Raw genomic sequence first — 12380 nt, forward strand, 5'->3', positions numbered from 1 at the left:
CCTTGCGAGGGCAGGGGAAGAGAGAGGGCGCGGAGGACTCAGACGAGGGAGCCGTACAGACCGGGCCGGCGGTCCTGCAGATACGGGTTGGCGGCGCGGGACGCGCTCAGGAACTCCGGGTCGACCTCGCCGATCACGAGTTCCTCACCACGTCCGGCACGGGTGCGGACCGTGCCGTCGGGGCCGGCCAGACAGCTCAGCCCGACGAACTCGAACTCGCCTTCCGGACCGGTCCTGTTGACGTACGCGACATACATCTGGTTCTCGAAGGCGCGGACCGGCACGACGGACTCGGGGACGAACTGGAAGGGGTGCATCTGCGCGGTCGGCACCAGCAGCAGATCGGTGGCGGCGAGGGCGTGCGCCCGTACGTTCTCGGGGAACTCGACGTCGTAACAGATCATGATCCCGATGCGTACGCCGTCCAGTTCGGTCTGGACGACGGTCTGCTCGCCGGGGGTGAACCACTGCTGCTCGAAGCAGCCGAAGAGATGGGTCTTGCGGTAGTTGGCGAGCCGGGTGCCGTCGGGGCCGATCAGTTGCGCGGAGTTGAAGATCAGCTCGTCCGCGCGCTCCGGGTATCCGTAGAGGACCGCGAGCCCGTGCCGTACGGCGATGGAGGCGACGGTCTGCGCGGAGGCGCCGTCGGCGGGCTCGGCCAGCAGGGGTACGTCGTCGCCGATGGCGTACCCGGTCAGGAACAGCTCGGGGCAGACGAGCAGCCGCGCCCCGGCGGCTGCCGCGCGCTCTGCCGCCTCGTCGAGGGTCTTGATGTTCTCGGCCACCGAGCCCGGACGTCCGGAGCTCTGGAGCAGGGCGGTGCGCAACGGCGGCATGGCTGACCTCGGGCAGTGCGGGCGGGGCGGGGACGTATAGACGGTACGGGCCGGTAATCCGGCCGGACAAGGCGCGAGCGTTGCGCGCCGACCGTCGATCCATTGCGCAATTCGCCGGTCCGGCGGTGATTCGTTGCGTGGAGCGTCTGCGCAGGTCACAGGGGTGATATCGGTCTCGGGTCGGAGTGGGTTCCCGCCGCGCGGCGGAGAGCGGACGGGGACCTCGGCGCGATGTGCGGCGGCGGTCCCGCCGGAAGAGTGGGAGCCGTCCGAGCGACTCCCGCTCCGCCCTACGGAAGGCCTGTCATGAATCGCATCGTGCACATCCGAACCCGGCTCGCCGCGATCGCAGCGGCGCTGCTGATCACCGCGGGCGCCGCCGGCTCGGCAGCGGCGCTCGGCGACCGGGCCCCCGGAACTGCGAGTGGGCAGCGGGAAGCGGCAGCCCTGACCGGTACGGCGAAGCTGCACCGCCCGGCCGGGGACGACATCACCTTCACCTTCGACGCCCACCTCGCCGCGAAGGACACCATGGACCCGGAGCAGGCGTACGGCACCTTCCGTTTCCGCCACGTCTTCCCGAACGGCACGTCCGGCTGGGCCGAGGGCTCGGTGGACTGTCTGGTCACCGGCGGCAAGGTGGCCGTGGTCACCGGTGTCATCACGGCGACCGACATCGGCATCAAGGGCAAGCGGGTCGGCATGTCGGTCCATGACCTGGGCAGCCACGACCGGCTGGGGTACAGCTGGCTGAACCAGGAGGCGGAGGACCACCTGCCCCCGTGCATGTCCTCGGCCCCGTTCGAGAAGGTCCAGGCGGGCACAGGCGACTTCACGGTGCTGCCCTGGCACCCGGAGTACGAGCAGAAGAGCTGACGCCCGCCCGCCGGATCAGCCCGGCGTCCCCGAGGAGTACCGCCGCAGCAGCGGTGACAGCACCAGCACGGACTTGGTTCGCTCCACATACGGCTCGCCCGCGATCCGCTCCAGCACCTGCTCGAAGTGGCGCATGTCGGCGGCGAAGACCTGCACGATCGCGTCGGCCTCCCCGGTGACCGTGGAGGCCGAGGCGATCTCGGGGTAGCGCGCCAGGCCGTTCTTGATCGCTTCCGGGGAGGTGTTGCGGCTGCAGTAGATCTCGATGAAGCCCTCGGTCTCCCAGCCGAGCGCCGCCGGGTCCACCCGCACGGTGAATCCGGTGATGGCCCCCTCCGCACGCAACCGGTCGACCCGGCGTTTCACCGCGGGCGCGGACAGGCCGATGATCGCGCCGATGTCGGCGTAGGAGCGGCGGGCGTCCTCGGCGAGGGCGTGGACGATGCGTTCGTCGAGATCGTTCAGTCGCACTTCAGGTGGATCACTTCTCTGCGATGGCCGGTCGGGGCGTCGGCAGCACGGTGCCGCAACCGAAGTAGAACACGTGGTGGTGGGCGGGGCCGTACGGACGTCGGCGCGGTGCGACGGGGGTAGGGGTGGAGTGCGTACCCGGCGAATGGAGCTCCGATGACCTGGCTCGACCCCGACCCCTTCCTGCGAGGTGTCGCCTGGCGGGACGGCGTGTGCCCGGTCCGGGCCGACCCGGCCGATCTGGCGCGGCTGCCGTGGGACACCGCGGAGCGGGCGCTGCTGCCGACCGGAGTCCGGCTGGAGTTCCTGGCTCCGGGAGCGCGTGCGGTGGAGATCCGCTACCGCGCCGCGGCCCGGGGCGCGGCGGACGGCCGGGCCGGGCTCTTCGCCCTGTGGCAGAGCGGGCAGTGTGTGGCGGAGGTCCTCGCCGGGCCCGCCGAGGAGGCCGTCACCGTGATCGGACTCCCGCCGGGGGAAGGCCCGTTCACCGTCCATCTGCCGGAGACGCTGGGCCCGGCGATCCTGGGGCTGCGGGCGGTGGGCGGGGCCCTGCTGCCCGCCCCGGCGCGGCCGCGGTGGGTGGTCCACGGGGACTCGATCACCGAGGGCTGGTGGTCGACGCGCCCCGCCCACGCCTGGCCCGCGGTGGCGGGCCGCACGCTGGGCCTCGACCCGGTCAACCTGGGATACGCGGGTTCGGCGCGCGGGGAGTTGTGCGTCGCCGAGCAGATCGCCGGGCTCCCGGCCGATCTGCTGACGCTGGCCTTCGGTACGAACTGCTGGTCGTCGGTACCCTTCTCGGCGCCGCTGCTGTACGAGACGGTGCGCGCCTTCGTCGCCCTGGTGCGCGCGGGCCACCCGGGGACGCCGATCCTGCTGGTCTCCCCGCTTCTGCGCCCGGACGCGGAGGACACCCCGAACGCCCTCGGAGCCACGCTGTCCGAGCTGCGGACGGCGCTGGAGCGGGCCGGCGCGAGCCTCGTCCGGGCGGGGGACGCCCGGCTGTCGGTGCTGCCGGGACGGGACGTCCTGGGCCCGGAACACCTGGTGGACGGCCTCCACCCGGACGACAGCGGCCACGCCCTGCTGGCGGCGGCGGTCGCAGATGCCCTCACCCCGTACGTCCGCTGACGACGGAGAACGTCCGGGCCGCACCAGCGGCCCGGACGCAGCCCTTGTGAACGACCCTGCGGGTCAGCACACCCAGGGCCCCTCGTGTGGATCATGCTGGGCCCGCGGGGTCCGGCGCGCACCTCTGCGGCGTTGTCGTCGGTCGCCGACTCCCCATGACCCTCAGGCCCTCGAGCCCCCGGGGACCCCCTTCGCGTGGGCTCCCGCCCCGGCCTTGCGGCTGCACGCATCGCGGCGGCGTCAGCCGCTCCCCGACCCGGCCCTTGGCGATCGCACGCACCGGACAACGCTCCGCATGGGGCAAGCATTGCCGGTCACGGCACTAGCTCCAGCTGGCGTGCAGCGGCTTGCCCTCGGCGTAACCGGCGGCACTCTGCACACCGACGACCGCCTTCTCGGCAAACTCCTCCAGGGACGCCGCACCGGCGTATGTGCAGGAGGAGCGGACGCCCGCGATGATCGAGTCGATCAGGTCCTCGACGCCGGGACGGACCGGGTCCAGGAACATCCGCGAGGTGGAGATGCCCTCTTCGAAGAGCGCCTTGCGGGCCCGGTCGTACGCGGACTCGTCCGACGTACGGTTCTTCACGGCGCGCGCGGACGCCATACCGAAGGACTCCTTGTAGTACCGGCCGTCGGCGGACTGCTGGAGGTCGCCGGGCGACTCGTACGTACCGGCGAACCAGGAGCCGATCATCACATTGGACGCGCCCGCGGCGAGCGCCATGGCGACATCGCGCGGGTGGCGGACGCCGCCGTCGGCCCACACGTGCTTGCCGTGCCTCTTCGCCTCGGCGGCGCACTCCAGCACCGCGGAGAACTGCGGCCGTCCGACACCGGTCATCATCCGCGTGGTGCACATGGCACCGGGGCCGACCCCGACCTTGATGATGTCCGCGCCGGCCTCGATGAGGTCGCGCACGCCCTCGGCGGCGACGACGTTGCCCGCGACGATCGGCACCTGCGGGTCGAGCGCCCGAACCGCGCGGACCGCGCTGATCATGGACTCCTGGTGGCCGTGCGCGGTGTCGACGACGAGCGTGTCGACGCCCGCGTCGAGGAGTTGCTTGGCCTTGCCCGCGACATCGCCGTTGATCCCGACGGCGGCGGCTATCCGCAGCCTGCCGTCGGCGTCGGTGGCCGGGGTGTAGAGCGTGGCGCGGAGCGCAGCCTTGCGGGTGAGGATGCCGACGAGCCGGCCGTCCGCGTCGACCGCCGGGGCGAGCTTGCGGTTGGCGCCGTCGAGCTTGTTGAACGCGTCGCGCGGGTCGATGTCCGCGTCGAGCAGCACGAGGTCCTTGGACATGACCACGGAGAGCTGGGTGAAGCGGTCGACACCGGTCAGGTCGTGGTCGGTGACGACACCGACGGGCCGCTGCTCCTCGTCGACGACGACGCCCGCGCCGTGGGCACGCTTCGGGAGCAGGGACAGGGCGTCGGCGACCGTCTGGCCCGGGGCGAGCACGATCGGCGTGTCGAGCACGAGGTGGCGCGTCTTCACCCAGGAGATGACGTCGGTGACGACATCGATCGGGATGTCCTGCGGAATGACGACCAGACCGCCGCGGCGGGCGATCGTTTCGGCCATCCGGCGGCCCGCGATCGCCGTCATGTTGGCGACGACGAGCGGGATGGTCGTGCCGGATCCGTCCGGCGAGGAGAGGTCGACCCCCTGGCGGGAACCGACCGCTGAGCGGCCCGGAACCATGAAGACATCGTCGTACGTGAGGTCGTACGGGACCGCGGGGGACTGTGTATATCGACCGGTGCCGGGTTCAAGAAAACGCATAACACTCATATTTTCACGCGAAATGGCGCAGGTCGCTGCCACGAAGACACAGCAAATGACCCCCGCGTTCGTACATTCCTCCAGGGAGCGAGTGCGGGAGCCCCGGGCAAGTGAAACCTGCCTTGCCGGGGGACCCTACCCGAATGGCATGCGAACCATTCGCGATCATCTTCCCTGGACCTGGCGACAAGGGGTCGGGTAGCTTCAAATGCGCAGGTCCCGCGGGCCACGACAATGTCCCGAGAAACAGGTGGAACGGCCCCAACTTCCGTCATACGTACGACCGGAGAGGATCCAGGCCCGCCCGTGGAGAACGAACTGCCGGACATTTACTGCCCGTTCCCCCAGCGGACGAATCCGCACGTCGCGCACACCCGTGAACACCTCGACAAATGGACGCGCAACACCGGCCTGGTGCACCGCGATTCAGCCAGGGAGCGCTTCGAGCAAGCCGACTTCGGCGCCTTTGTCGGCATGGTGTACCCGACCGCAAATGAGCACAATCTCGACCTCGTCGCCGACTGGTTCGTGTGGCTGTTTCTCGTCGACGACCAGCTCGACGACGGCCATCTCGGCCGCAGCCCGGAGCGGGTGCGGGACGTCGTCACTCTGATGCGCAGCGTGGTCGAGGGCACCGGAACCGGCCCGCTGCCGGACGAGAACCTCCCGGCCGCCGTGGTCGCCCTGGTCGACCTGTGGGAACGTACGACGCCGAACGCGGCGGCGCACTGGCTCCGGCGCTTCGCCTGGCACCTGGTCACCTACCTCACCACGGCCACCACCTGGGAGGCGGGGAACCGGGCGGACGGTGTCGTGCCGTCCGAGGACACCTACATCGCCAAGCGGCGGCACACCGGCGCGATACATGTCTGCATGGACCTGATCGAGATCGTGGCCGGCATCGAGGCGCCCGAGTCGATCCACAACGATCCCCGGTTCATCGTCGCCGTGGAAACCTCGTGCAACGTCGTGTGCTGGGCCAACGACGTGTACTCGTACGAGAAGGAACAGGTGCTCGGCGAGATCCACAACCTCGTCCATCTGGTCCGGCACCATCGCGGTTACGGAAAGCAGCAGGCGCTCGAACACGTCTGCGCGGAGATCGCCACCGAGACCGAGCGCTTCCTGGCGGCCGAAGGCGAACTGCTCATGGCCCACCCCCAGCTGTCCGGGATGCTCCTCCCCTACCTGGACGGGATGCGGAGCTGGATGCGCGGCAACCTGGACTGGTCGCGGCAGACCCCGCGCTACAACCCGGCCGACGTCAACCAGTACAAGGCGCCGGAGCAGTACCTGGAGGCGACGGTCCTGGGCATCGGACCGGAACCCGCCGACTGCGGGGCCGAGGGACGCGTCGGCTGACGATCACGCAGAAAAGAGCAGGACAGTACGGAGAAAGCCGGGTGCGCGTGCCGCACCCGGCTTTCCTCCTGGCCCTTCGTCCTCGCGACGACGCCGCAGAGGTGCGTGCCGGCCCCCGCGAGCCGGCCTGATCCGAACGAGAGGCCCTAATCGCCGTCCGGGTCGGCACGCTCCAGCGCGGGCCGCTGCGGCGCCGCCGACTCCGTCAGCAGATAGTCGGCAGCGGCCGTGTCCGTCACCAGGCTGGTGACCAGACCGGACCGCAGGACCGCCCCGATCGCCGCCGCCTTGCGCTGGCCGCCCGCGATCGCCACCACCTCGGGGATCCGGCGCAGCCGGTCCGCCTCGACCGTGATGCACCGCTCCCCCAGGTCGCGGCCGACCCGGCGCCCTTCCGTGTCGAAGAGGTGGGCGGACATCTCGGCGGCGACGCCCAGCGACGCGTAGTGCGCCCGCTCCTCGTCCGTGAGCATGTCGTGGACGGTGGAGATACCCGGCTCCCACGAGCCGATGGAGACCGCGGCGACCGTCACCTTGTCGAAGTATTCGAAGGCACGGGCGATGCCGGTCTGGTGACGCAGCGCGGCGGCCGTGGCCGGGTCGGGCAGCAGCATCGGCGCATAGATCGGGTGGGCCTCGCCGCCGGACACCTGGGCGGCCCTGCGGACCGCCTCGACCGAGCCGCGCTCGGCCGTTCCCGCGTCGTACACCCCGGTCAGCTGGACGACCGTGCACGGCGGCAGCCGGTCGAGGGCCGCCGCCATGTGAATGGTGGACCGGCCCCAGGCCAGGCCGAGCACATCGCCCTCGTTCACCAGTTCGCCCAGGAGGTCGGCCGCGACCTCGCCCAGGTTCTCCGGGTCCGGGGCGTCGTCCTCCTCCTCTGCCGGAGATTCGACGACGACCGCATGCCGCAGCCCGTAGCGGGCCCGCAGCGCGTCGGAGCGCTCCGCGTCCAGTTCTGCGGGGACCCGGATCTCGATCCGTACGAGGTCACGCTCAAGGGCTGTCTCCAGGACCCGGGCCACCTTGAAGCGGCTGACGCCGAACTCCTCGGCGATCTGGATCTTCGACTTCCCCTCAAGGTAGAAGCGACGGGCCATGGCCGCCGCCTGCACCAGCTCCGCGGGCCCCATCCGCAGGGCGGACCTGCCCGCCGACATTGCAGACACCGCGATCTCCTCACTGCTGTTCACACGCTCGATACGCCGTTCATCCTGTCAGATACGGCAATCCTTGATCGGTCCCGTCGGACCGCGTTCATCTGCACGTGGCCGGGCCGACCGGCAATCGGGGGCCGGAGTCGGTCCTGTCGTCACTGCCGACGTCCCCGCCGGCTTCAGTGGTTGCACGCCCAGGCCGCCGAAGCGATGGTCCCGTCCGCCTTGGTACGCAGAGCGCGTACCGCCTCGGCCGGGTCATTGGCCCCGTACACCGCCGAGCCGGCGACGAAGACGTCCGCGCCGGCCTCGGCGCACCGCTCGATGGTCGACTCCGAGACGCCACCGTCGACCTGCAGCCACAGCTCCAGACCGTGCTTGGAGATCAGCTCACGGGTGCGGCGGATCTTCGGCAGCATGATGTCGAGGAAGGCCTGGCCGCCGAAACCCGGCTCCACCGTCATGATCAGCAGCATGTCGAGCTCGGGCAGCAGGTCCTCGTACGGCTCGATGGGCGTCGCCGGCTTGAGCGCCATCGAGGCGCGGGCGCCCTTGGTCCGGATCTCCCGCGCCAGCCGTACGGGCGCCGCCGCGGCCTCCACGTGGAAGGTGACGGAACCGGCACCCGCCTCGACGTACTGCGGCGCCCAGCGGTCCGGGTCCTCGATCATCAGATGGCAGTCCAGCGGCGTGTCCGTGGCCCGGCTCAGCGATTCCACGATCGGCACGCCGAGGGTCAGGTTGGGCACGAAGTGGTTGTCCATCACGTCGACGTGGAGCCAGTCGGCGCCTTCGACGGCCGTCGCCTCCTCGGCGAGACGGGCGAAGTCGGCGGACAGGATGCTCGGGTTGATCTGGGCCATGTGCCAAGCCTGCCACGTTCCGCGGCGCTTCCCTGCCTCGGTGCGCCCCAAAGCCTCACGGGATCATTACAGTTCGCGCAATCCCGGCGAATCGGCCCGCACCAAGGCCCCGGAAGGGTGCCGTCAGGCCGTACGACGCAGCAGCGCGAGGTACATCGCGTCCGTGCCGTGCAGGTGCGGCCACAGCTGGACGTCGGGTCCGTCGCCCAGCGCGGGCACACCCGGCATCAGCGGACGCGCGTCCACCCACTCCGCCTCGACCGGTTCACCGCCCCGTCCCTTGAGTACGTCGTCGACCACCACCCGGGTCTCCGCGAGATGCGGCGAGCAGGTCGCGTAACCGACGATGCCGCCGATCCGCACGGCCTTCAACGCCTCCCGCAGGAGACCGCGTTGCAGCGGCGCGAAGTTCTCCAGGTCCTCGGCGCGGCGGCGCCAGCGGGACTCCGGGCGGCGGCGCAGCGCGCCGAGGCCCGAGCACGGTACGTCCATCAGGACCCGGTCGAAGACGCCGGGCTGCCACGGCGGGCGGGTGCCGTCGGCGGTGATCACCTGGTACGGGCCGGGGTTGCCGACCAGCGCCCGCTCCACGAGACGGGCCCGGTGCGGCTGCTTCTCGGCGGCCAGCAGGGCGGCTCCGCGTTCGGCGGCGAGGGCCGCGAGCAGGGCGGCCTTGCCACCCGGTCCGGCGCACCCGTCCAGCCAGCGGCTGTCGCTGCCCTCCACCGGCGCATTGGCGAGGGCGGTGGCCACCAGCTGGCTGCCCTCGTCCTGGACCCCGGCGCGGCCCTCCTGCACGGCGCCCAGGGCGCCGGGCTCGCCGCCCTCCGCCATCCTTACGGCATAGGGGGACCAGCGACCGGGGAGGCCGTTCTCGTCGCCGAGGGCCGTGAGCAGTTCCTCGGTGGTGGAGCGGCCGGGGCGGGCGACGAGGGTGACCTCGGGCCGCTCGTTGTCGGCTTCGAGGAGGTCCTCGATCCCGGCGCGGCCGCCACCCAGCGCATCCCAGAGCGCGGAGACGATCCAGCGCGGATGCGAGTGCACGACAGCCAGGTGGTCCTCGGCGTCCTCGTCGTACGACGGGGCGACACGCGCCACCCAGCCGTCGAGGTCGTCCGCGGCGACCTTCCGCAACACGGCGTTGACGAACTTGGCGCGCCCTTCACCGAGCACCACCCGGGCCAGCTCCACGCTGGCGGAGACGGCGGCGTGGGTGGGGATACGGGTGCCGAGCAGCTGGTGCACGCCCATGTTGAGCACGTCGAGGACCGGCGGGTCGACCTCGCGCAGCGGCCGGTCGATGCAGGCCGCGACGATCGCGTCGTATGTGCCCTGGCGGCGCAGCGTCCCATAGACCAGTTCGGTCGCCAGCGCCGCGTCCCTGGCGTCGAAGTCGCCCTTGGCCCGTGCCTTCTTCAGCAGTGGGGGCAGGACGAGGTTGGCGTACGCGTCGCGTTCGTCGACGGCCCTGAGCGCCTCGAAGGCGAGGAACCGGACCGGGTCCTTCTTGGGCCGGCGATGCGGCTTGGCGGGACGGCGACGCTGCTGGTCGTTCACGTGAAAGGTGCTCCGCTGATGGTGAGGGGCGAATCCTCCCAGCGTAATCCCTCCGTACCGGGACAGTGGCTGAGTGAGCTGCCGGGACGCCTTCTCCCGACCGGTCACGGCGGAGGAGGCGAAGGCGCTGGTGGCCTGCTTCGGGCCCGACGACTGCTACGGCATCGCGTGGTCGCTGCTGCACCTCATCGAGACCGGTCCGAACCCGGTGCTGACCACCGAGCCCGCTCCGGGCGCCGATGAGTGGCACCACAGGCTCCGGACACGGGCCGTGAACGGCGGCCTCGTCCCCGGCAACGCGACCGCCTGAGTGCCGGGAGGGGCGCTAGTACTGCGACCGGAAAGGTCCACCGGCTCGCGACGCCCGGCAAACCTGTCCGGACAACACACCTAGTGCCGTGACCGGCAATGTTTGCCCCATGAGGAGCGTCGTCCGGTGCGTGCGATCACAAGGCGGCCGGAAGCCCTTGTAGCGGAGCTACCAGGGCTTTTGGCCAACGCAGCGAGCGTGCGTGCTGGGCGGCGCGACGGGGCAAAGCTTGCCGGGAGGGGCACTAGATCCCCACCAGCTCCCCCGGGACGATCCGCACCCCGCGCGCCCAGTCCGCGGCCCGCATCGGCTTCTTGCCCTGCGGCTGGACCCAGAGCAGCTCGACCGCGTGCGATCCGGTGCCGACGTACACATGGTTCTTGGATGCGGACAGCTCACCGGGCGCCAGGTCGGCGCGGTCCAGGACGGGCACGGCCTGGACCAGCTTGAGGCGTTCCCCGCGGAAGAGCGTCCATGCGCCGGGGGCGGGTGTGCAGCCACGCACCACCCGGTCGACCCTCAGCGCCGGTGCGGACCACTGCACCTCGGCGTCCTCGACGGCGATCTTCGGTGCGAGGGTGACGCCGTCCACGGGCTGCGGCACGGCGTGCAGCGTGCCGTCCTCGATGCCGTCCATGGTCGCGGCGAGCAGCCCGGCACCGGCGAAGGCGAGCCGGGTCAGCAGATCACCGCTGGTGTCCGTGGGCCGCACCTCCTCGGTGAGGACGCCGTACACCGGGCCCGAGTCGAGCCCCTCCTCGATCAGGAAGGTCGAGGCGCCGGTGACCTCGTCGCCGGCCATCACCGCGTGCTGGACGGGGGCCGCGCCACGCCAGGCGGGCAGCAGCGAGAAGTGGAGGTTGACCCAGCCGCGGGCGGGTACGTCGAGGGCGATCTTGGGCAGCAGCGCCCCGTACGCGACGACCGGACAGCAGTCCGGGGCGATCTCCCGCAGCCGCGCGAGGAAGTCCTCGTCACGCGGGCGGGCGGGCTTGAGCACCTCGATCCCGGCCTCCTCGGCGCGCTCGGCGACGGGGCTGGCGACCAAGCGGCGGCCGCGCCCCGCGGGGGCGTCGGGCCGGGTGACGACGGCGGCCACCTCATGCCGGTCGGAAGCGATCAGGGCGTCCAGGGCGGGGACGGCAACCTCGGGGGTGCCTGCGAAGACGAGCTTCATGGGTGGCTGACTGCCTCTCGGGCCGAGACGTACGGTGACGAGCAACGCACAAGTCTATGGGCCATCCGCCAGGGGGGCGTACGCACGACCGTACGCCCCGCGCTTCGATGCATACGCCCCCGGAGCGTGACCACATCGCCGGGTGACGCGTTGGTCAAGAGAGATTGACCGAAGCGGGTCGCCACGGTGCGGCCCGGCCCCCTTCAACGCCGGTTCGAGAGGCTTCTTCATGGCCGACCACGCAACCCACGACGCCCAAGCGCGGGCCAGCCTGCATCTGTTGGTGCGGGACATCGAGCGGGTCCGGCGGCAGGTGGACGCACTGCGCACGCTCACGGCCCAGCTGGGCAACGTCTACCGTCCGCGCCGCTCCGGCCCGTCCACGGGCTTCGTCGTCTACGGCAGGGCCCCGGCCCCCACCGTCAGGCTGGCCCAGGAACTGCGCGACAGCGTCGAGACCCTGGTGACGGCGGCAGTGGACTTCGACCGCTCACTGGGCTTCTCCTGGGACGCGGTGGGCTCCGCGCTCGGAGTCACCAAGCAGGCGGTCCACCGGCGCTACGGCGCCCGCCGGAACACCCCGCAGCCGGGAACCACCGAGGTGGCAGCCGAGACCGTCGCGCCGCGTTCACTGCCCGTGACGCCCGGATCCGGCACGGCTCCGGTGCTGCCCGCCGTACCCGCCGCCCGCTCCATGCCCCCGCAGCCCTCATCGGACCGGCCGCCCCTGCGCGAGGAGCTGCGCCCCGGCGTCTTCCCCGGCCCGCGCAACGGCTGACCGACTCCCCTCTGCCCCACCGTGCCTGGCGCACGGCGGGGCAGTCGCATGTGCGCCGTCCACCGGGCCG

At 71.3% G+C, this 12380-nt stretch carries 12 protein-coding genes; 5 read left to right on the forward strand and 7 right to left on the reverse strand.

Annotated features, from left to right (window positions below):
• Nucleotides 1–38 precede the first annotated feature (38 nt).
• The gene (locus tag ACFU8W_RS12845; RefSeq protein WP_384035522.1) at nucleotides 39–836 is read right to left on the reverse strand and encodes a carbon-nitrogen hydrolase family protein; all 798 of its coding nucleotides are present in this window, start codon (nucleotides 834–836) and stop codon (nucleotides 39–41) included.
• A gap of 306 nt (nucleotides 837–1142) precedes the next feature.
• On the opposite strand from ACFU8W_RS12845, the gene ACFU8W_RS12850 reads away from it, so the two are divergent.
• On the forward strand, nucleotides 1143–1712 hold the full coding sequence (locus ACFU8W_RS12850) for a Repetin (RefSeq protein ID WP_384035524.1): 570 nt from the start codon (nucleotides 1143–1145) through the stop codon (nucleotides 1710–1712).
• 15 nt (nucleotides 1713–1727) lie between these two features.
• Here the strand turns inward: ACFU8W_RS12850 and ACFU8W_RS12855 are convergent, their stop codons facing one another.
• Nucleotides 1728–2183 carry an Lrp/AsnC family transcriptional regulator gene (locus tag ACFU8W_RS12855; RefSeq protein ID WP_345513222.1) on the reverse strand — a complete coding sequence of 152 codons (456 nt, stop codon included), beginning with the start codon at nucleotides 2181–2183 and terminating at the stop codon, nucleotides 1728–1730.
• A 156-nt stretch (nucleotides 2184–2339) separates the two neighbouring features.
• Here ACFU8W_RS12855 and ACFU8W_RS12860 point away from each other — a divergent pair, with 156 nt between their 5' ends.
• Entirely contained in the window at nucleotides 2340–3314 is a 975-nt protein-coding gene (locus ACFU8W_RS12860; RefSeq protein WP_384035527.1) for a GDSL-type esterase/lipase family protein, read from the forward strand.
• A 322-nt stretch (nucleotides 3315–3636) separates the two neighbouring features.
• Here ACFU8W_RS12860 and ACFU8W_RS12865 read toward each other — a convergent pair whose 3' ends face one another.
• On the reverse strand, nucleotides 3637–5103 hold the full coding sequence (locus ACFU8W_RS12865) for a GuaB1 family IMP dehydrogenase-related protein (protein ID WP_384035530.1): 1467 nt from the start codon (nucleotides 5101–5103) through the stop codon (nucleotides 3637–3639).
• Between the two features lie 306 nt (nucleotides 5104–5409).
• Here ACFU8W_RS12865 and ACFU8W_RS12870 point away from each other — a divergent pair, with 306 nt between their 5' ends.
• Nucleotides 5410–6465 (forward strand): terpene cyclase, encoded by a 1056-nt coding sequence (locus ACFU8W_RS12870; protein WP_384035533.1) that lies wholly within the window; start codon nucleotides 5410–5412, stop codon nucleotides 6463–6465.
• A gap of 146 nt (nucleotides 6466–6611) precedes the next feature.
• On the opposite strand, the gene ACFU8W_RS12875 is transcribed toward ACFU8W_RS12870, so the two are convergent.
• From ACFU8W_RS12875 to ACFU8W_RS12885, 3 genes are all read right to left on the reverse strand, one after another.
• Nucleotides 6612–7628 (reverse strand): sugar-binding transcriptional regulator, encoded by a 1017-nt coding sequence (locus tag ACFU8W_RS12875; protein WP_037695464.1) that lies wholly within the window; start codon nucleotides 7626–7628, stop codon nucleotides 6612–6614.
• A gap of 176 nt (nucleotides 7629–7804) precedes the next feature.
• The gene (gene rpe / locus ACFU8W_RS12880; protein WP_384035536.1) at nucleotides 7805–8488 is read right to left on the reverse strand and encodes a ribulose-phosphate 3-epimerase; all 684 of its coding nucleotides are present in this window, start codon (nucleotides 8486–8488) and stop codon (nucleotides 7805–7807) included.
• A 123-nt stretch (nucleotides 8489–8611) separates the two neighbouring features.
• Nucleotides 8612–10045: an RsmB/NOP family class I SAM-dependent RNA methyltransferase gene (locus ACFU8W_RS12885; RefSeq protein WP_384035539.1), complete on the reverse strand. Its 1434-nt coding sequence runs from the start codon at nucleotides 10043–10045 to the stop codon at nucleotides 8612–8614.
• 73 nt (nucleotides 10046–10118) lie between these two features.
• Here ACFU8W_RS12885 and ACFU8W_RS12890 point away from each other — a divergent pair, with 73 nt between their 5' ends.
• On the forward strand, nucleotides 10119–10355 hold the full coding sequence (locus tag ACFU8W_RS12890) for a hypothetical protein (protein ID WP_384035542.1): 237 nt from the start codon (nucleotides 10119–10121) through the stop codon (nucleotides 10353–10355).
• Nucleotides 10356–10599: 244 nt separating this feature from the next.
• Here the strand turns inward: ACFU8W_RS12890 and fmt are convergent, their stop codons facing one another.
• The gene (gene fmt, locus ACFU8W_RS12895) at nucleotides 10600–11532 is read right to left on the reverse strand and encodes a methionyl-tRNA formyltransferase (RefSeq protein WP_384035545.1); all 933 of its coding nucleotides are present in this window, start codon (nucleotides 11530–11532) and stop codon (nucleotides 10600–10602) included.
• A gap of 229 nt (nucleotides 11533–11761) precedes the next feature.
• On the opposite strand from fmt, the gene ACFU8W_RS12900 reads away from it, so the two are divergent.
• Nucleotides 11762–12310: a hypothetical protein gene (locus ACFU8W_RS12900; RefSeq protein WP_384035548.1), complete on the forward strand. Its 549-nt coding sequence runs from the start codon at nucleotides 11762–11764 to the stop codon at nucleotides 12308–12310.
• The last annotated feature ends 70 nt before the right edge of the window (nucleotides 12311–12380 follow it).

The sequence above is a fragment of the Streptomyces sp. NPDC057565 genome, from assembly GCF_042801455.1.
GTDB lineage: Bacteria > Actinomycetota > Actinomycetes > Streptomycetales > Streptomycetaceae > Streptomyces > Streptomyces yanii.

Bases quoted from the DNA above. Each gene is read 5' to 3' on its own strand.
- ACFU8W_RS12860 (WP_384035527.1), top strand. From the start codon at position 2,340: ATGACCTGGCTCGACCCCGACCCCTTCCTGCGAGGTGTCGCCTGGCGG.
- ACFU8W_RS12875 (WP_037695464.1), bottom strand. From the start codon at position 7,628: ATGTCGGCGGGCAGGTCCGCCCTGCGGATGGGGCCCGCGGAGCTGGTG.
- ACFU8W_RS12850 (WP_384035524.1), top strand. From the start codon at position 1,143: ATGAATCGCATCGTGCACATCCGAACCCGGCTCGCCGCGATCGCAGCG.
- ACFU8W_RS12865 (WP_384035530.1), bottom strand. From the start codon at position 5,103: ATGCGTTTTCTTGAACCCGGCACCGGTCGATATACACAGTCCCCCGCG.
- ACFU8W_RS12900 (WP_384035548.1), top strand. From the start codon at position 11,762: ATGGCCGACCACGCAACCCACGACGCCCAAGCGCGGGCCAGCCTGCAT.
- fmt (WP_384035545.1), bottom strand. From the start codon at position 11,532: ATGAAGCTCGTCTTCGCAGGCACCCCCGAGGTTGCCGTCCCCGCCCTG.
- ACFU8W_RS12845 (WP_384035522.1), bottom strand. From the start codon at position 836: ATGCCGCCGTTGCGCACCGCCCTGCTCCAGAGCTCCGGACGTCCGGGC.
- rpe (WP_384035536.1), bottom strand. From the start codon at position 8,488: ATGGCCCAGATCAACCCGAGCATCCTGTCCGCCGACTTCGCCCGTCTC.